Consider the following 20,263-nt stretch of genomic DNA (forward strand, 5'->3'; position numbering starts at 1 on the left):
GTCTTTTATTGCAATGGAACAATGGATTAGGTATAATGATTACTGTTGAATTACATTGGCTGACCAGTGTAAAACCTAAATCATCGGAGGTGAAACAAATGCCAAATATCGAATCTGCAATCAAACGCGTACGTACAAGTGCTAACGCGAATGCGAAAAATTCATCTCAAACAAACGCAATGCGTACAGCAATCAAGAAATTTGAAGAAGCTGTAGCTGCTGGAGCTGATAACGTCGATGCTTTATACAACGAAGCTGTTAAAGCTGTTGATATGGCTGCAACTAAAGGTTTAATCCATAAAAACAAAGCTAACCGCGATAAAATTCGTTTAAGCAAATTAGCTAAATAATGTGAGATAGAAGTTAGCATTCATGTTAGCTTCTTTTTTCATCCAAAAATGTCCAAGTCTGTTTTCACAAAGACTCGGACATTTTTTTATAAAGGTGAATCAATCCACGGTAAATCCGTTGTGAGATGTTGACTAAATAATTTAGTCTCTTCTCGCAAAGCTAAACGTTGTTGTCGTCTCGTTTCATAATTGGAACAAATCAACTTTTCTTCTGCAGTTTCTGGGACGACTGCCGCTAATTGGAAGTCACTTTCAGGATTCATATGAGACGGAATGGCTACAAAAGTTGTAAAACAAGTCGCCGCTAAATAACGCTCTCCAGTTGTTAAATCTTCTCCTACAACTTTAACAAATACTTCCATCGATTTATGATGCACACCAGAAACAAACGTTTCAACACACACTGAGTGATTTTCTTTTAAAGGTTTTAAAAAATTCAAGTTATCTAAAGATGCTGTAACTGCCCCTCTCCGACAATGTCGTGAAACGGAAATGGATGCGGCGTCATCAATTAAAGACATTAATTTCCCACCAAATAGTGCACCAAAGGGATTTAAATCAAAGGGAAATACACGATGTGTTTGAATCACTCGTGATTCTCGACAAAATTTTTCTTTCGTCATTAACGATTCCTCTACTTTCATTTATAAACTTTTCCACGCTTTACTTTAGCTTACTTTACCATTTGATGCAATCCTTACTTTTTAGGAAACATTTAAAAAATAACAAATTTGCAAGTCCCATTTATTCATTTTTAAGAAAGTTGCTGTATAATAATAACGGTTAAAGAACTTTTAAGGAGATGGATACACATGAAAATTGCAATTGCTGGTGCCGGCGCTATGGGCAGCCGTTTAGGAATTATGTTGCATCAAGGCGGAAATGATGTAACTTTAATCGATCAATGGCCCGCGCACATTGAAGCCATTCGTAAAAATGGTTTAATCGCTGATTTTAATGGAGAAGAAGTTGTCGCAAAACTACCAATCTTCTCACCAGAAGAAATTGACTATCAAAATGAACAAGTTGATTTAATTATTGCTTTAACCAAAGCACAACAATTAGATGCAATGTTTAAAGCGATTCAACCAATGATTACTGAAAAAACGTATGTACTATGTTTATTAAATGGCTTAGGTCATGAAGATGTACTAGAAAAATATGTGCCAAAAGAAAACATCTTGGTTGGCATTACCATGTGGACAGCTGGTTTAGAAGGACCGGGACGTGTTAAACTTTTAGGTGATGGCGAAATTGAATTAGAAAATATTGATCCTTCTGGTAAAGAATTTGCTTTAGAAGTCGTTGATGTCTTCCAAAAAGCTGGTTTAAATCCAAGCTATAGTAGCAATGTTCGCTACTCTATTTGGCGGAAAGCCTGTGTCAATGGCACGCTAAATGGTTTGTGTACAATCCTTGATTGTAATATTGCCGAATTTGGTGCACTACCTGTTAGTGAATCCCTTGTTAAAACATTAATCAGTGAATTTGCAGCAGTCGCAGAAAAAGAAGCCATTCATTTAGATCAAGCAGAAGTCTATACACATATTGCTCAAACTTATGATCCAAACGGTATTGGCTTGCACTATCCGTCTATGTATCAAGATTTAATTAAAAATCATCGTCTCACAGAAATTGATTACATTAATGGTGCTGTTTGGCGCAAAGGACAAAAATACAACGTAGCAACACCTTTCTGTGCCATGTTGACACAGCTTGTTCACGGAAAAGAAGAACTATTAGGAGCTAAATAATAAGAAAATGCCAGAGACAATCGTTGTATGACGATTGCCTCTGGCATTTTCTTATTTTGCTTGTGCAGTCAATTTTAAAATAAATAATTGGAATAGTAATTCTTTATCCATTTGGCCCGTTTTCATGCGGTAATCATTTTCAACTAATTCATCATAAAGTCTTTCTAATCGAGACAATTCAAATCGTCGGACTTGTTGTAACGCTAACTTGACTCGATAAGGATGAACCTTTAATGTATCAGCGATATTCGCTTGTTGATAGCCCATCTTAGCCAAAATTTTGGTTTGCAGAAAAAGGCGAATCTGATTCAATAAGATTGCATTTAACTTAATGGTTTCTTCTCCTTGTAAAAGTAAATCTTCATACAATTGAACAGCTTTTTCACTGTTTCCAGAAAGTACTTCGTTGGTTAAATCAAAAACATTATGTTCCAAAGACTTAGGGACTAATTCTTGAACCGCACCTCGTGTAATTGTCTTCGTTTCAAGGGCATATAAATACAGCTTCTGTAATTCTCCCATAATTTTTGATAAGTTCAAGTCTGTCAATTGAAGTAATAAATCAAAAGCATCGGAGCGAATAGTGTACCCTTCGCTCTCAATCGTTTGAGAAATATACTGACGAATAGCCTTTTCATCCATTGGATTGACGTCAACTACTGTGGCATTTTTTTTCAATGCTTTGGTAACTTTTTTGCGTTCATCTAATTTTTCATAAGAGGCCATAAAAACAAGAACAGTTGTTGGTGATGGACTTTCCAAATAATTCAATAAAAGATTGACATCATGTTCCACACCGTTTGTTTTTCTTTCGGCAGTTAAAAAGTAAGGATTTTCCACAAAGACAAGGCGATAATCACCAAAAAACGGAATTGTTTCCGCTTCAGCAATCGCTGCACTTAAAGGTGTTTCCTCAATATCAAATGAGAAAAAGTTAAATTGATCATCCTCTTCCGTCAACAATTCTTTCATCAATGTTGTTTTAAATAATTCAGTTAAATAAAGTTCTGTTCCTATTAATAAATACACTGGAGCGATTTTTTGCTCTCGCACTTCTTTCAAAGCTTTTTGTAACTCCATTGGCTCGCTCCTTTTCTCGTTTCTCTTGTTTATCCTATCATGTTACTTCTGGAAATACTAGTCTTGTTCTTTAACAAATTTGGCTTTAGAAAGCCCTTGCCAAGGTAACCATTGATAATAAATCATTCCTTGAAGATCGGTCCGATAATAATTTATTTTTTGCTCCTCCAGCGTCGCTAATGTCTCCTGATGAGGATGTTTAAAACGATTATTCAGTCCAGCTGAAATCAATGCTTCTCGCGGATTAAGCTGTTTGATAAATCTTTTAGTAGACGACGTTTTACTACCATGATGACCGACTTTCAAGATGTCGATTTTCAACTGGGGATAGCGAGCCAACACTTGTTCTTCTCCTTCGGCTTCCAAGTCACCAGTAAATAAAAAATGCCGTCCGCCTAATTGTGTGGAAAACACTATCGAGTCATTATTGCCCCCAATACTGCTCTTATTTGGTGATAAAATTTGAAAAGAAACGGGCCCATTAATTCGCTTGGGCGCTAAAATTGGCCGACAGTCTGTCCCGCTTTTTTGGAGTTGTTTCAAGACTTGGCGAAACGAAAAATTGGCTTCAGCTGCTCCTTTAGGAAAATACAGAACAGAAATTGGAACCTTCTGCGCAATGGCTAATAAATCGCCAAAATGGTCTTCATGTGCGTGTGTGATGATCACTTCATCTAAACGTTTGACTCCTTGACTTTTGAGAAAAGGAATCACTGAATATTCCGCTCCTGATCGACTATTTTTCCGTTGCCGCCAAGCTTCTTTGTCAAAAGACAACCGACCACCTGTATCGATCAATGTATTTTTTCTGTGAAAAGGCGCTTGGATAAACAAACTATCCCCTTGGCCTACATCGATCATTGCAACAATGCCAATTGGCGAAAGGTATTTACTATTTATCAAAACAATTAGTAGTCCGATTGAGAAAAAAATTTTTTTAGACTTGTCTGCTAAATAAATCATTGAAAGTCCGATTAGTAATAACAAACTAATTTGTATCCAAGAATTTAAATAGCCGATGGTCAGCTTCGGATTTAAGTGAACTAGCACCCACTCAAATAAGCCATTCATTGTTAAAAATAGTGGTTCGAGCAAGACTGCTAAATAGCGTGCTGGCATAATAATCACTAGAAAAAAGCTCAACGTCAAAAGCGGTAACAAGAACCGTTCAAAAATTGGTAACAAGAGAAATGTTAAGAAACTTCCTAACAAGGGCCATTCATAAAATGATTGGACTAAAATAGGTAAGGAAGCCACAGCCAATAGGAAAGAGCCTAAACAATTTTTAATGAAAGGCGAAGAATAACCAACCAATGTTTGCTCTAAAAACAGCAGAACAAAAGAAAGTAAGTAACTAAATTGACCGCCGACTGAAAAAAAGAGGGTTGGCTGAACAATCAAGTGCACTAAGAGAGTTAAACTCCAACAATCGAGGGCCGGAACCTGCCAATTAAACCGTCGATTGAACGTATTGAGGTTTGTTTGTAAAAGCGCCCGCATGACACTAACTGAGAATCCTGTTAAACCAGCATATATCAGTGAAAAACCGCATTGCCACAAAAAATAACTTTCTTGCGTTCGGCGAGCAATTCTTAGCATTAGTAAGCGAAATAAACGAAGGAAAAAAGAAACATGCATCCCTGACAAACTAAAAAGATGCAAAATGCCTAATGCTGAAAATTTATCGCTTATTTCAGCAAATTCTTCATTACGAAAACCTAAGAGCAACGCATTCATATACATTGCACTAGTCTCAGCAAAATTTTTCTGAATATGTACCATCGCCCATTTCCGCCAGCCGCTAATGATTTCTTTAAACCGCCAAGAAAAAAAAGGACGCGGTTGTCCTATCTCCTCAATGAATAAAATAGCTTCGATTCCTTGATTCTTTAAAAATAGTTGATAATTGAAGCCATTTTTGTTGGTTTGACCTTGGGGCGAGTCTAAAATACCTACAGCGGTTGCCTGAATGGTTGTGGTTAGTTGTTGCCATTGCTGTTTTTCTTTCACACTTTTTAATTGATAAAATGCCATCACTTTCTGCCTTTTGCCTTTTACGATCCAATTGGCAGGAAATTTTACTTGATCACCATCTACTTGTATTTCATCTGGTAATATCGTTAGCTGTCCTGACAAGCGGACTTCTTTAGGCAACAAAGAGACTGGCTTTAACCACTGGAAAATCAATATGCCCCCTACTATTAAAAAACTGCACAAAAAACCTCCCAATATAACAGGAAAACTTTTTGTACAGACAATACGGATAACAGTGATAGAAAAAAGAAGAGCTCCTAATAGACTAGGTGCGAAAAAACACCACAGCCCACAACTAGTCAGCAGAGCTATGAAGAACCAATTATTCCTCAGCTGAGGAAGGATTGTCCTCAAGTGTGGCAAATTCTTCTCCCCATTGTAATTCGGCAAAATATTTTGGTACTAAAGTCACTTTTTCAACCGTGGCTCCTACTTGTTCAATTAAATTTAGGGCGTACGCATCATTACGGTAATCCTTTAAATAATAAATCTTTTTAATCCCTGCTTGTAAAATCATCTTTGTACATTGCAGGCAAGGGAAATGTGTCACATAAATTTCTGCCCCTTCTGTAGGGACGCCAAACTTCGCACATTGTAAAATTGCATTCATTTCTGCGTGGATTGTTCGAACGCAATGATTATCAACAACATAGCATCCTTCATCAATACAATGCGTTCCGCCACTGACTGAACCATTGTAACCTCCTGCAATAATTCGTTTGTCGCGAACAATGGTTGCTCCGACAGTTAACCGTGTGCAAGTACTTCTTAATGATAATAAGACGCTTTGTCCCATAAAATATTGGTCCCATGGAATTCGTTCCATAATAAACCTCCTTTATTTTTAATGACTCCTGTGTTCGATTTGCCAAATCATTTAATCTTATTACAAATAGTATGTTATCCGCATCCCATAGTCAAGAATTCTCAGGAATTTTCTGTTAAAATTTAGCCAGTCACTGTCAACATGTCTTTTAAACGTTCTACTGTTTTCTCTCCAATACCTGGAACATTTTTCAGTTCCTCGACGGTTTTAAACGGTCCTTGTTCGTCACGAAAGCGAATAATCTCTTGTGCTTTTTTCGCACCGATTCCTGAAATCGTTTGTAGCTCTGCTTCTGTTGCCCTATTAAGGTTGATTTTTTCCTCCTGATTTTGCTGAGCAGGTGCTGATTCCTGCAGCGTTTCTAATGACTGTGGCACTGGTTCTCCTTTTTTGGGCACGTAAATAATCATTTGATCTTTTACTTTTTGAGCGTAATTGACCTGGGTAGTATCAGCTTCCTCGCTCACGCCTCCAGCTAAAGCTAAAGCATCCCAAATCCGCTGCTGATTTTTTAGTTGATAGATTCCTGGTACTTTCACTGCGCCTTTAATATCAACATAGATCATTATTTCTGCCCTTTCTTTTGTGGCATCTGTGGCGAACTCTGCCATAGTGGTCAGACTTGTCTCCTCCCACATTGTGGTGTCTACACGTGGCTCCTTATTAACCATCAAATAAATGCCCACTAATAGAGTTATCAAAATAACTATAGACGCGCCACTACCTAGCAATAGCCACTTTTTAGGTAACTGTTTCAACCAATCCATCGTTTGTCCTCCCTTCAAAATATAATTACGCATTTTTTAACAAAAAAATGCGCCTGGACCAAAAATCACTAGTAATTTTTGGCCCAGGCACACTTTTATTTTAATTTTTCTAGATAGTTCAAGGCATCTTGAACCGTTTTTACTGGGACAATTTTCATTTTTGTCCCAATTTTTTTCGCAGCTTCTTGTGCTTCTTGATAATTCGATTTGATTTTCGGCTCAACTTTTTTCATTTCTGAAGTTATTTCATCATCGGGTGCAAAGAAAATTTCTGCGCCGTTCTCACTGGCAGTTACAACTTTTTTGTCAATGCCACCGATTCTACCAACGATTCCTTGACTGTTCATCGTACCCGTTCCAGCAATTTCATGACCTTTTCGTAAATCTTTATGACTTAATTGTTCATAGGTCTGCAAAGTAAACATTAAACCAGCCGATGGTCCACCAATATCACCCGCTTCAATAGATACTGGGATAGAAGAATCAATTTCTGTATGGTCAGTCAAACCAATACCAATCCCCGCTTTTTTATCTGTTGGCAATTCAATTAATTTACCGGTCGCTTCTTTTGCTTTACCATCTTGAATAAATTGAACAGTGACTTTTTGATTCACTTTTTGTGCTTTAATGTAATTCATTAATTCTTCACTACTTTTAAAAGATTTACCATCCACGCCTGTCACGGTATCACCAACTTCAATTTTTCCTTTAAAACTTGAGTTGTCTTCCATCGCTAACACATAGACGCCTTTAAATTTCATCTCATATGGAACCTTCGCTAATTTTAAGGCTTGCTCAATTGCGGCGTTTTTTGAGGAATCCATATAATATTGTTGAATTCGATTATATTCGCTATTACTACTATCTCCCATTAATTCTTTTTTTGACATGACTTCTTGAAAATCCGAAAAGTTTGCTTTTATGGCAGAAAAAATAGTGGCCGAACGAATGCCCACCGTTGTTAAATAAAAAGCACCAGACTGCGTATCTTTTTTCCCATCAACAGTTACAAACTCTTTTAAATTTTCAGTCGTTCCTGGTCCTTCAATATAATAAGGAATTGGGACGATAAACAAACCAATTAGCAGCAATGCCAATACCATTGGAATAAGTGATTTAAACGAAAATTTTTCTGTTTTTTTATTCATTATTTTAGCTCCAGTCATTCTTCTTTTGTTTTAACGCGTGATAAATATTGGGAGGAAGATAGTCAGACACATCGCCCCCAAAACGTAAAACTTCTTTTAGTAAACTGGAGCTTACATGTGCATATGGTTCTTCTGCTAATAGAAAAACCGTTTCAATTTCTGGCGCCAGATGTTGATTCATTTTAGCAATGTCTTTCTCGTACTCGTAGTCTTTGACGTTTCTAATGCCACGAATCAAAAAATTAGCCCCTAATGATTTTGCACTTTCCACAGTTAACTGGGTTTCTTGCATGATAACACGCACATTTGGCATTTCTTTAGTTGCTTCTTCAATTAAATATTTTTTCTCTTCTGGCGTAAATAATGTTTGCTTACTTGTATTTATAAAAACGCCAATGATGACTTCGTCAAATAACTTCGCACTGCGTTCAATCAAATTTAAATGACCATTTGTCATCGGATCAAAACTTCCGGGAAATAGAGCAATTTTACGCATCTTACGCCTCCTGACGATAAATCGTTACTTGAGTGATTCCGTAAACGGTTTCTCTTGTTTTTTCTAGTGTACCAATCGTTTCCGGTAATTTGACAGTTTTATCTGTTTCACAAACGATAACGGCTTCGTTTGTTAATAACTGCCGTTCTAACATCTTTTCTAATTGTGAAACAATTTCTTGTTTGGCATAGGGCGGATCCAATAAGACCAAATCAAATTGTAGCTTCTCTTCATAAAACTGTTCTAAGGCACGATTAGCATCCATTTTTCTAACTTCAAATTTTTCTGGTTCTTTTGTAATCGCAATATTTTCTTTAATTACTTTTAGTGCAGCAAAATTCTTTTCAATACAAATACTTTTGTCCATTCCACGAGAAACGGCTTCAATCGCTAACCCGCCACTTCCTGAATATAAATCCAGCGCCATTCCACCATCGAAATATGGACCAATCATATTAAAAATAGATTCTTTTACTTTATCTGTTGTAGGCCTAGTATTGTCGCCATCTAACGCTTTCAGGCGCCGTCCACCATATTCTCCAGAAATAACACGCATTGTTTCGACTCCTTTATCAATCATTCTTTTATAATTCATTATAACAAAAAGAGTGAAAAATGTTTGAAATTTCTCATAACATTTCTCACTCTTTTGCATTAGACATTCTCTGCTAAGCGAATCTCTGTAGATAATTCCTCTACTACATAGCCGTCGTCTTCTTGTTCTTGATAAGCCGCTTTGGTACCAATTTTTTCAGCAAAATTCATTTCGACATCTGGTCGATACGATTTATCGACACTACGAACAAAATGTAACTGATTAATTTTTTCCATGTTACTTTCAATATTTTCTTCATTCATGTAAATCACCACATATTTCATTTTTCGTGAAACATAGTGAATCAGTCCATATCGGCGTAACTGTTTTAACGGTTTTAATGTGTATACCCAAACAATTAGGCAACGACGCTCTTGAAGCGTAAATTCTTTTTCTTCTTTAGCTTGCATGGCAGCTTCCTCCACAACCTGAATGTTTCTTTCCTCGTTCAAAGAAAGGATTTCCAGCATCTACTTTAATATCTTCAGAAATTAGTTGCGCAATCTTTAAACCAATTGTATCTAGCAACGTTTGAACGTTTGTCTCAGCAAAACGATAATTTGCAACGATTTCATTTAAATCAAGCGCCCGCTTCGCTTTACGTAGGGCTCGTTGTTTCTCCCGAAAATCGGGTGCATGAATTCCATAAGCCTCAACTCGTTCAAAAGCTGACTTAGCTTCTAAAAATGCTTTTTGTAACTGAGCAACTTCCGCCGAAGCATACATAGCTTTTTTTGTTTCTTTATAGTTTTGAACAGCATCACTTTCTAAAAGTGCTGAAATTAAACATTCTGTTTGATCTTCAATTGCAAATAAATGTTCTGTCACAATCATAACTTTTCACTACTCTCCGTGATTTGCCTATTTTCTGGTCGTTTCTCTAATAAGACTAACACACCTTCATTGGAAAAGGCAACGCCCAATTCTGTCGTTTCTGACTCAGCAAAATAGCTATCATATTGCGGGTCCGAAAACCATGACAAAATAGTAAAGGTACTATCATAAACAGGTTCTTGGAAAATACCTGCTGGTTCTCTCAACGAAAGTTTGCTCGTTTTAACTAATAAAGAAAATTCGTCCTTAGTCAAATGAAAGGGATGAATGGCTGTATGTTCCTCTCTCGTTTGTAACAATTCTGCTTGTCGATTTGCCGACAAAATTGTTAGTGTATGGTTAGCCAGCGTTTGATACAATGTTTGGGCATCTTTTTGGCTTTGTGTAGAAACTGAAAAAGCAGCTTGATTTTCTTGCTGTTTAACCAGATTCATGACATAAATCGCTTGGTTACTTTGAACAGGATCGAAGGTCATTGACTGCGTTATATCAACTGGCAAAGGAGAACCTTCATTTAATTGATACGGCATTTCCGTGAGCAACGTTTCTTTATTGACATAATTAACTGCCATTAAACCGCCCGTCCGCTGATTAAAAAATAACACCGCAAAACTGCCATTATCAAAAGCAACCAGTGGTCGATAGTTCATATCTTCTTCCATCAGCTCGACATCGTAAGCTTCATGATGAAAATTAAATGCAAAATTCGAATAAATCGTCATTAAATCAGACAAGTCAGCAAGCTTCATATCTATTTTAAACGGTTCTATCATTTTGTCATTGTTAAAGGCCTTAATTGCGATGACTTTATTTTCTCGAACGTTGACTTCTAAGTAATCATTCATCGTCAAACCGAACGTCCATAATTCATACGTACGACCTGTTTTAATTTTTTCTTTAGGATTGCCAAACTGGCGGATAAAGGTTTCCACATCTTTCCCTATGTATGCTGCGTAGCCAGAAGCTGGCAATTCTTCATGAGGAACAGCGGTGTGAGCGCTGGATAAGCGCCCACTTTGAGCTGTTTCGGTTGGTTTTTCAGCAGGGAAAAAAACTGGCTCTAAATATCCAATGAGTAGAACTGTTAAAAAAACAGCAGTAAAGGCCCAAAATCGCTTCATTTTTTCCCCTCTCATCTTATTTTTCTTTCACTTCTAATAACAAATCACCTGAGCTGATTGCTTCGCCTTCTTCAACATAAATGTGATCTACCGTGCCCGCAAAACGTGCTTCGATAGTCGTTTCCATTTTCATGGCTTCTGTAATCAGCAACGGCTGACCTTTTTCTACTTTATCGCCACGTTTGACCAATACTTGTAGAACAGAACCAGACATCGTTGCGCCGATTTGTTCTTTATTAGTTGGTTCCGCCTTTTGTTTAACTTGAACAGCTGACTTAATGGAGGCATCTTTAACTAAAACCTCACGACGTTGCCCATTCAAATTGAAGAACAAGACACGGTTTCCGTCAATATCAGGTTCGCCAATTTCATCTAAACGAATAATTAACGTTTTTCCTCGTTCAATTTGAACTTCCAATGTCTCTCCTTGACGAATACCATTAAAGAATGTTGGCGTATCTAATAAGGTTATATCTCCAAAGGTTTCGTATTTTTGACGATACTCTAAAAATACTTGTGGATACATTAAATAACTTAAAACTTCTTCCAATTTAGGTTGATACCCAATTTTTTCGGCTAATTCTTCTTGTACTTTCGCAAAATCAACAGGTGCTGCTAAGTCACCTGGCCGCTCTGTGAAGGCTGGTCGACCTTTTAGAATAATTCGTTGGAGCTCTTTCGGGAACCCACCAACTGGTTGACCTAAATCACCTTGGAAAAAAGTCACAACGGATTCAGGAAAACTTAGTTCTTCGCCACGCACATAAACATCTTGTTCTGTCAGATGATTTTGAACCATGAAGAGTGCCATGTCTCCCACGACTTTTGAAGATGGCGTCACTTTTACAATATCACCAAACATCAAATTCACTGTGTGATACATTTTTTTGATTTCATCCCAACGATGCCCTAAGCCTACCGCTTTTGCTTGCTGCTGCAGATTAGAGTATTGACCACCAGGCATTTCATGCATATAGACTTCTGTTTGCGGGGCATTTAAGCCATTTTCAAATGGTTGATAATACATGCGCACATCTTCCCAATAATGATTGATTTTCTGTGCATTATCAATGTTAATAGTTGGCGTCCGTTCACCATTGACTAAAGCATAATATAGACTGTTCATACTTGGCTGGCTAGTTGCGCCACTCATCGTACTCATTGCGACGTCAACAATATCAACGCCCGCTTTAGTAGCTGCTGAATATGTGATGATCCCATTGCCACTAGTGTCGTGAGTGTGGAGATGAATTGGTAAATCCGTGGCTGCCTTTAATTCACTAATTAAACGATAAGCAGCTTGTGGTTTCAATAAGCCAGCCATATCTTTAATCGCAATGATTTGTGCACCTAAATTTTCCAATTCTTTAGCCATATCAAGGTAATATTGAACATTATATTTTGCTCGGGCTGGATCATTGATGTCCCCAGTATAACAAATTGCTGCTTCCGCAATTTTTCCGGTATCCCGAACGACTTGAATACTTTTTTCCATTTGAGGAATCCAGTTTAAGCTATCAAAGATTCGGAAAACATCGACTCCTTGGCGAGCAGATTCTTTAATGAATTCTTCAATAACATTATCAGGGTAATTTTGATAGCCTACCGCATTAGAACCTCTGAACAGCATTTGTAAAAGTGTATTTGGCATCAACTGACGAATTTTTCTTAAACGTTGCCATGGGTCTTCGGTTAAGAAGCGATAGGCAACATCGAACGTAGCGCCACCCCACATTTCACTAGAAAACAGCTCAGGCAGGGCTACATCAGTTAGACCAGCAATTGCTTTAAAATCTTGTGTTCTCACACGAGTAGCTAATAAACTTTGGTGCGCATCACGGAACGTGGTATCTGTCATTAATACACTTTCTTGATTCTTAACCCAATCGATGACGGCGGTTGCTCCTTGAGCGTCTAGAATATTTTTAGCTGTGATCACTTTTTCTGGAACTTCAATATCTGTCGGCACGCGCGGGGCTTCAAAATATTTTTTCTCCGTTCGTTCAATGCCAGGGAACCCATTGACCGTTACTTCTCCAATGTATTTCATCGTTTTATTGCCACGATCGCGCATACGAGGAAATTCAAATAATTCAGGTGTATTATCAATAAAGGTTGTTTTGGCTTCGCCAGATTGAAACGCTGGATAGCTCACAACATTTTGTAAAAACGGAATATTTGTTTTCACGCCACGAATCCGAAATTCTTTTAAGCAGCGTTGCATTTTACTGATTGCCTGTTCAAAAGAGAAACCATGCGTACAGACTTTAACCAATAAAGAATCAAAGTAAGGCGTCACAGCGTAGCCAGAATAAGCATTTCCTACATCTAAACGCACACCAAACCCACCTGGTGAACGATACGTATCGATTTTCCCTGTATCTGGCATAAACTGGTTCAGGGGATCTTCAGTCGTAATCCGACATTGAATAGCCGCGCCTTTTAATGTCAATTCGTTTTGTTTTGGCAAATGCATATCTTTATGCAAATCAAGCCCTTGTGCAATTTGTAATTGAGAGATCACAATATCAATATCTGTAATCATTTCTGTGATAGTATGTTCTACCTGAACACGAGGATTCACTTCAATAAAATAAAACTGATCCCCTTCTACTAAAAACTCAACCGTTCCCGCATTCACGTAGCCGACATGCGCCATTAACTGCACAGCAGCCGAACAAATGGCTGCTCGTTGTTCTTCATTCATTGATACACATGGTGCGACTTCTACCACTTTTTGGTGGCGTCGTTGAACGGAACAATCACGTTCAAATAAATGCAAGACATTCCCATGATGATCGCCTAAAATTTGTACTTCGATATGTTTAGGATTAGAAATATACTTTTCAACATAAACCTCGTCAGAACCAAAGGCTGCTTTCGCTTCGCTTTTTGCTCTTTCGTAACCTTCTCGTGCTTCTTTGGCATCGTGGGCAACGCGCATCCCGCGACCGCCGCCACCTAAAGCAGCTTTAATCATGATAGGAAAGCCATGCGTTTCACCAAAAGCTACGACCTCTTCCACCGTTGCTACTGGCCCGTCTGAGCCTGGAATCGAAGCAATCCCCGCAGCTACAGCTGCTTCTTTCGCTTTAATTTTATCGCCAAAAATATCTAAATGGTGTGTTTTAGGTCCAACAAAAATGATTCCTTCTTCTTCACAACGTTCGGCGAAGCGTAAGTTCTCTGATAAAAAGCCATAACCAGGATGAATGGCATCTGCTCCCGATTTTTTGGCAATTTGGATAATATTTTCAATGTCTAAATAGGCTTCAATTGGTTTTTTCCCCTTACCAACTAAATACGCTTCATCTGCTTTGAAACGATGAACAGAATACTCATCTTCTGCAGCATAAATCGCTACTGTCTGGATATCTAATTCTGTACAAGCTCTAAAAATTCGAATCGCAATTTCGCCACGATTGGCAACTAATACCTTTTTCATAACGTCACTCCTACCATCAATTTCCTTCAAATTTATTGGTTCTGTTCTAAAGATAAATAGTACTCATTTTCTAATTTCTGACGTGTTTCATCTGCACTGATATTCAGGACAAAGGCTACAGCAATCGAAATAATCAGCAAACTATTCCCACCTTGACTCAAGAACGGGAAAGTAATTCCTGTTAATGGAATAATCCCAGTAATCCCACCAACATTAATAAAGACTTGAATTAATAACATTGTACCAATTCCAATACACATTAGTGAATTAAAAGGTTTCTTCGAGCGTACACCGACTAAAATAATTCGCGCAATCATAAACATCAACAATCCTAAAATCGCTAGACCGCCGATAATGCCTAACTCTTCTAAAGTAATCGCAAAGATAAAGTCCGTATGTGCTTCTGGTAAAAAGCCTTTTTTCTGAACACTATTCCCTAGACCTTTGCCAAACCAGCCGCCATTACTGATTGCATAATAAGAATTAGCTAACTGATGGCCTAAGTTCCGTTCATCTAAAAATGGATTTTTAAAAACAGCAAAACGATTATAAATATATTGATAACGCGCTGGGAAAATTTTCCCTTTAGACATAATTAATAACTGAATAGCCGTGATACTACCTAAAATGCCCAAGCCACCGACCAAGTAGGTATACATATAATTAATCCCACTTGCTAAAACCATCACGATGGTAATTAATGTTAGAATGGCCGCATTCCCGAAGTCAGGCTGGATTGCAACTAGAGCAATTAATACAAAAACGAGCATCAACGGGCGCCCGGCAGCTTGTTTAAATTGATCCATGCCTCCATTAATTGTCTTTTGTCGCCGTGCTAAAATATAAGACAAATACCAGACAACCATGATTTTTAAATACTCAGCTGGTTGCATCGAAAATCCACCAATCTCAATCCAACCACGTGCGCCGTTAATTTCTTTCCCGATACCAGGAATCCGAACGGCTAAAACCATAACCGTAATTACTGCAATGGCAAACATGATAAAACTTCGATTCTGAAAAACGGATGTTTTCATCTTATAAATAAAAAACATTGCAACTAACCCTACTACCCAAAAGGCAACCTGGTTAATAACGAATGAGGTAGGTGAAAAACCTTTCATTACTTGTAATGCGGATGTGGAACTATATACCATAATCAATCCCACGATACTTAAAATTAAATATGGAATAAAAATACTATAGTCTAGCAAATGCCGTTTCTTTACTTTGTTTGGCAAAGCTTAACCCTCCTTGCCAATCTCGTTTTTTTCTTGTGTTTCTTCATAAACATCTGTATATAATTGATTCAATTCGCGTTCTAAATCACTTAGTAAGCGATGTCCTTCATCATTAGTTAAAATCCCCAAACGGGTCGCATAGGTCACTTGTCTTGAAAAACCATACATTTGTGTATCCACCACTTCTTCAAATGCTTTACATTGAGAAATGCACAAACTGTTTTTTTGATTACGAATAAGCATTTTAATGCGTTCTGCATCGTCTTCTAATAATTGAATGGCAAATTTCTTTGAAATTCCTTCGTCCATTTGTACAGAACCTCCCTATCTTAATTAAATAATTATAACATAATTCTCAGTTAGATACATGATGATTTCAGAAAATTTCCTTTAAGAAATTTTCTAAAACCAAGCGATATATTAAGTAAGAAATCTCTTTATATAACAAGCTTATTTTATCAATACAACAACAAATACATTAAAAGACTTTTTCCTTATTTTCTGCTTTTAATTTTAAATAAAATAACAAACTATATCATTTTTTTGTCTCTTGATATTCTTTAATTACTTCTAAAAAGGCGGTGCCATATTTATCTAATTTATTTTGGCCGACCCCTTTTATTTGCAATAATTGAATCGTTGTTTGCGGTAATTTTTCACACATTTCTTTAAGTGTACTATCGGAAAAGACTACATATGGCGGCACGCCTGCCTCTTGAGCCATGTCCATACGTAATTCGCGTAATCGTTCAAACAAGGCATCATCCACTGCTACTTTTCGAACTTTTTGGTCTTCTTTTCGGAAGACTTTCCGTTCCCTTAAAAGCACCTGAACACCTTCTGTCGAGACTGATAACAACGGAAATTGCCCATCAGAAGGAATTAAATAACGTTCTGCTGTCAAATAATCAATCAGCTGTGTGACTTCTTTTTGTGTGCGACCTTTCATTAGTCCGTATGTTGGCAAACGATCAAAATGCCATTGATCAATTTTTTGATCTTTTGAACCAGTCAAGACTTTACCAACTAAGCCCTTACCGAAACGTTCTCCCATACGTTTTACACAAGACAAGACTTTTTGGGCATCGACCGTAATATCGACTAATTCTCGATTATCCAGACAATTCGAGCAGCGACCGCAGTCCGTCCCTTCTTCACCAAAATAGCGTAAAATATATTTTTGTAAACACATTTGTGCATTCGCATATTGTGACATTTCCCGTAATTTCAAGTACTCTTTCTGCTTATAATCAATGGTCATTTCAGATTGTTCAATAAAGTATTGTTGAATTTGCAAGTCTTGTGGAGCAAACATTAACACAGCATCACTAGGCAGACCGTCACGACCAGCTCGGCCCGCTTCTTGGTAATAAGATTCAATATTTCCTGGTACTTGTGCGTGAATGACAAAACGAACATTACTCTTATTAATCCCCATACCAAAGGCATTTGTTGCTACCATCACTTGCACTTGATCATACAAGAATGCTTCTTGATTTTCACTACGTAACTGTTCACTCATGCCCCCATGATACATCCCAGCTGCAATTTTTTTACTTTCTAATAAATGATAAATTCGTTCAACTTCCTTCCGCGTGCTTGCATAAATAATACCTGATTGCCCAGTATTCATCTTTAAATATTCCAAAAGAAAAACGTCTCTGTTTTGATCCTTCACGACTTGAAAAGATAAATTTTCTCGAGCGAATCCTGTTTTGATTTCATTTTCTGATGGAATTCTTAATTGCTTGACAATATCCTCCGCTACTTGTGGCGTTGCTGTAGCTGTTAGTGCAATCACAGTTGGTTGCTGTTGAAATTGATCGATAATCTCTGCTAAACGCAAATAGCTTGGACGAAAATCATGCCCCCATTGTGAAATACAGTGTGCCTCATCTACTGCCAATAAATCAATCGGTACATGTGTCAGCATCTGTTGAAAATCATAAGATTCTAATCGCTCTGGCGCAACATACAATAGCTTGATTTCTTTGTTAACCGCTAATTGAATACGATGATTCATTTCTTGATAGGAAATGGTACTATTGATATATGTAGCTGGAATCCCCATTAAATTCAGGGCATCTACTTGATCTTTCATTAAAGAAATTAATGGTGAAATCACCAATGTTAAATTATCCAAAAGTAAGGCTGGCAACTGATAACAAATTGATTTGCCTCCACCTGTTGGCATAATGCCTAAGACATTTTCTTGTCGCAATACATGACGAATAATCGTTTCTTGTCCTGGCCGAAAATCATCATAGCCAAATGTATCTTTTAATAATTCTTGTAATGCACTCATTTATTGCGCTCCAATCTTTGTTCTACAAGTCATTTTAACACGCTAATCTAACAGGAACAAGGTGTGTTAAAACAAGACACAATCGTGAAACACCAGTTAACGTGAAACATCAAAAAGAATGAAAAATTGTGAAAGCTTGCTATCAAAAGCTTTCAAAAATAGCGACATTTGCTTGTTGTGGATAACGAGTAGTTATCCACACATAAAAAAATAACCTTATCTTAAAATACGCATTAATTCGTTTTTGCCATCAAAAAAACCAACTATTTTCGTAGTAAAACGAGCATAGTTGGTTTAAATGTTTATTTGTAGAAAAATTATTCAGCTTTTTTCTTTTTCTTGCTTGCTTTTTCGCGTTCGTTTTTGTTAAGAATTTGTTTTCTTAAACGGATGCTTTCTGGTGTTACTTCACAGTATTCATCTTCATTCAAGAATTCTAATGATTCTTCTAACGTTAATTTTTTCGGTTTTTTAATGACTGATGTTTGGTCTTTCGTTGCCGAACGAACGTTAGTCATTTGTTTAGCTTTTGTGATGTTCACAGTTAAATCGTTGTCGCGGTTGTTTTCCCCAACAATCATTCCTTCGTAAACTTCTGTCGTTGGTTCAACGAAAACTGTACCACGTTCTTCAATACTCATGATTGAGTAAGTCGTTGCTTTACCAGTATCGATTGAAACTAGTGCACCTTGATGACGGCCACCAATCGTTCCTTGAATCATTGGTAAGTATTGATCGAAGGTGTGGTTCATAATACCATAACCACGAGTCATTGATAAGAATTCTGTTGAATAACCAATTAAGCCACGAGCTGGTGCTAAGAAGATTAAACGCATTTGTCCGTTACCGGCATTAATCATATCTTGCATTTCGCCTTTACGTAAACTTAGGGATTCAATCACGCTACCCATGTATTCTTCAGGTGTGTCAATTTGAACACGTTCAAATGGTTCACATTTAACCCCATCAATTTCACGTTCAATAACTTCTGGACGAGAAACTTGTAATTCATAGCCTTCACGACGCATGTTTTCAATTAAAATTGATAAATGCAATTCGCCGCGGCCTGATACAGTCCAAGAATCTGGGCCAATTGGATCAACACGTAAAGATACGTCTGTTTGTAACTCAGCCATTAAACGTTCTTCGATTTTACGAGCGGTGATATATTTTCCTTCACGTCCCGCAAATGGAGAATTGTTAACTAAGAAAGTCATTTGTAAGGTTGGCTCATCAATGTGTAGAATTGGTAATGCTTCTTGATTGTGAACATCTACAACTGTTTCCCCAACGAAAATGTCTTCCATTCCAGAAACGGCAATTAAATCGCCCGCTCTTGCTTCATCAATTTCCACACGTTGTAGGCCAAAGAAACCTAAAATTTTCGTTACACGGAAATTTTTCACGCTACCATCTAATTTCATCAACGCAACTTGGTCGCCGACTTTCATTGTGCCACGGAACACACGGCCAATCCCAATACGTCCAACGTAATCGTTGTAGTCTAGTAATGAGACTTGGAATTGAAGTGGTTCGTCTGAATTATCAACTGGAGCTGGCACATGTTCAATAATTTTATCAAAAATTGGGGCCATTGTTGGCTCTTGATCTGCTGGATCATCTGATTCACTTGAAGTTCCGTTTAAAGCAGAAGCATAAACAACTGGGAAATCTAATTGATCGTCGTCTGCGCCTAATTCGATGAATAACTCTAAAACTTCATCTACTACGTGTTCAGGACGAGCAGAAGGTTTGTCAATTTTGTTAACAACCACGATTGGTGTTACTTTTTGTTCTAATGCTTTTTTCAATACGAAACGTGTTTGAGGCATTGTTCCTTCATACGCATCGACAACTAAAACAACACCATCTACCATTTTCATGATACGTTCTACTTCACCACCGAAGTCCGCGTGTCCTGGTGTATCTAGAATGTTGATACGTGTACCGTTATAATCTACGGCTGTATTTTTTGCTAAGATAGTAATTCCACGTTCACTTTCAAGTGCATTGGAATCCATTGCACGTTCTTGTAATTGTGTGTGTCCATCTAAAGTGTCAGATTGTTTTAAAAGTTCATCTACTAAGGTTGTTTTACCATGGTCAACGTGGGCGATAATTGCCACGTTACGAATATCATCTCTGTATTTCAATTTAATTGCTCCTTATCTATATACGCTTATGTTACTTAAGTCCATAAAAGCCGACTGCTTATTATAGCAAACTTTTTTCATTAAAAAAAGGCTTTCGCCTGCAAAAATAATGAA

The 20,263-nt window shown here is 37.4% G+C and carries 18 protein-coding genes; 2 read left to right on the plus strand and 16 right to left on the minus strand.

Annotated features, from left to right (window positions below; all coding sequences use genetic code 11):
- Positions 1-98: 98 nt before the first annotated feature.
- The gene (rpsT, locus tag IGJ41_RS09960) at positions 99-350 is read left to right on the plus strand and encodes a 30S ribosomal protein S20 (protein WP_002356703.1); all 252 of its coding nucleotides are present in this window, start codon (positions 99-101) and stop codon (positions 348-350) included.
- A gap of 86 nt (positions 351-436) precedes the next feature.
- Here the strand turns inward: rpsT and IGJ41_RS09965 are convergent, their stop codons facing one another.
- Complete coding sequence (locus IGJ41_RS09965; protein WP_002382741.1) at positions 437-994, minus strand: acyl-CoA thioesterase; 558 nt, start codon at positions 992-994, stop codon at positions 437-439.
- A gap of 168 nt (positions 995-1,162) precedes the next feature.
- Here IGJ41_RS09965 and IGJ41_RS09970 point away from each other — a divergent pair, with 168 nt between their 5' ends.
- Positions 1,163-2,104 carry a ketopantoate reductase family protein gene (locus tag IGJ41_RS09970; RefSeq protein ID WP_438714360.1) on the plus strand — a complete coding sequence of 314 codons (942 nt, stop codon included), beginning with the start codon at positions 1,163-1,165 and terminating at the stop codon, positions 2,102-2,104.
- A 51-nt stretch (positions 2,105-2,155) separates the two neighbouring features.
- On the opposite strand, the gene holA is transcribed toward IGJ41_RS09970, so the two are convergent.
- The 15 genes from holA to typA all read right to left on the minus strand — a co-directional run bounded on the left by holA (position 2,156) and on the right by typA (position 20,149).
- Entirely contained in the window at positions 2,156-3,184 is a 1,029-nt protein-coding gene (gene holA, locus IGJ41_RS09975) for a DNA polymerase III subunit delta (protein WP_002411100.1), read from the minus strand.
- 57 nt (positions 3,185-3,241) lie between these two features.
- Positions 3,242-5,506, minus strand: a complete 2,265-nt coding sequence (locus IGJ41_RS09980) for a DNA internalization-related competence protein ComEC/Rec2 (protein WP_174119367.1) — start codon at positions 5,504-5,506, stop codon at positions 3,242-3,244.
- Between the two features lie 34 nt (positions 5,507-5,540).
- Entirely contained in the window at positions 5,541-6,044 is a 504-nt protein-coding gene (locus tag IGJ41_RS09985; protein ID WP_002356697.1) for a ComE operon protein 2, read from the minus strand.
- Positions 6,045-6,166: 122 nt separating this feature from the next.
- On the minus strand, positions 6,167-6,844 hold the full coding sequence (locus IGJ41_RS09990; protein ID WP_438714363.1) for a helix-hairpin-helix domain-containing protein: 678 nt from the start codon (positions 6,842-6,844) through the stop codon (positions 6,167-6,169).
- A 62-nt stretch (positions 6,845-6,906) separates the two neighbouring features.
- A complete protein-coding gene (locus IGJ41_RS09995; RefSeq protein ID WP_002382735.1) occupies positions 6,907-7,977 on the minus strand; it encodes a SepM family pheromone-processing serine protease in 1,071 nt (356 codons plus the stop codon).
- Complete coding sequence (gene coaD / locus IGJ41_RS10000) at positions 7,964-8,455, minus strand: pantetheine-phosphate adenylyltransferase (RefSeq protein WP_002356693.1); 492 nt, start codon at positions 8,453-8,455, stop codon at positions 7,964-7,966. The genes IGJ41_RS09995 and coaD overlap by 14 nt, the downstream gene beginning before the upstream one ends.
- 1 nt (position 8,456) lies before the next feature.
- Complete coding sequence (gene rsmD / locus IGJ41_RS10005; RefSeq protein WP_002414371.1) at positions 8,457-9,050, minus strand: 16S rRNA (guanine(966)-N(2))-methyltransferase RsmD; 594 nt, start codon at positions 9,048-9,050, stop codon at positions 8,457-8,459.
- A gap of 59 nt (positions 9,051-9,109) precedes the next feature.
- Positions 9,110-9,460: a YlbG family protein gene (locus IGJ41_RS10010; RefSeq protein ID WP_002359714.1), complete on the minus strand. Its 351-nt coding sequence runs from the start codon at positions 9,458-9,460 to the stop codon at positions 9,110-9,112.
- Complete coding sequence (locus tag IGJ41_RS10015) at positions 9,450-9,884, minus strand: YlbF family regulator (protein ID WP_002356689.1); 435 nt, start codon at positions 9,882-9,884, stop codon at positions 9,450-9,452. Before IGJ41_RS10015 ends, IGJ41_RS10010 begins: the two co-directional genes overlap by 11 nt.
- Positions 9,881-11,005: a CAP-associated domain-containing protein gene (locus IGJ41_RS10020; protein ID WP_202524646.1), complete on the minus strand. Its 1,125-nt coding sequence runs from the start codon at positions 11,003-11,005 to the stop codon at positions 9,881-9,883. Before IGJ41_RS10020 ends, IGJ41_RS10015 begins: the two co-directional genes overlap by 4 nt.
- Positions 11,006-11,021: 16 nt before the next feature.
- Entirely contained in the window at positions 11,022-14,450 is a 3,429-nt protein-coding gene (locus IGJ41_RS10025) for a pyruvate carboxylase (RefSeq protein ID WP_438714365.1), read from the minus strand.
- Between the two features lie 32 nt (positions 14,451-14,482).
- On the minus strand, positions 14,483-15,691 hold the full coding sequence (locus tag IGJ41_RS10030) for an FtsW/RodA/SpoVE family cell cycle protein (RefSeq protein ID WP_002356686.1): 1,209 nt from the start codon (positions 15,689-15,691) through the stop codon (positions 14,483-14,485).
- Between the two features lie 3 nt (positions 15,692-15,694).
- Complete coding sequence (locus tag IGJ41_RS10035; protein ID WP_002356684.1) at positions 15,695-16,000, minus strand: YlaN family protein; 306 nt, start codon at positions 15,998-16,000, stop codon at positions 15,695-15,697.
- A 226-nt stretch (positions 16,001-16,226) separates the two neighbouring features.
- Entirely contained in the window at positions 16,227-17,996 is a 1,770-nt protein-coding gene (recQ, locus tag IGJ41_RS10040) for a DNA helicase RecQ (protein WP_002411096.1), read from the minus strand.
- A 317-nt stretch (positions 17,997-18,313) separates the two neighbouring features.
- Positions 18,314-20,149 (minus strand): translational GTPase TypA, encoded by a 1,836-nt coding sequence (gene typA, locus IGJ41_RS10045; RefSeq protein WP_002381557.1) that lies wholly within the window; start codon positions 20,147-20,149, stop codon positions 18,314-18,316.
- Positions 20,150-20,263 lie beyond the last annotated feature (114 nt).

The organism is Enterococcus sp. DIV1537a (assembly GCF_051712085.1).
GTDB classification, from domain to species: domain Bacteria; phylum Bacillota; class Bacilli; order Lactobacillales; family Enterococcaceae; genus Enterococcus; species Enterococcus faecalis.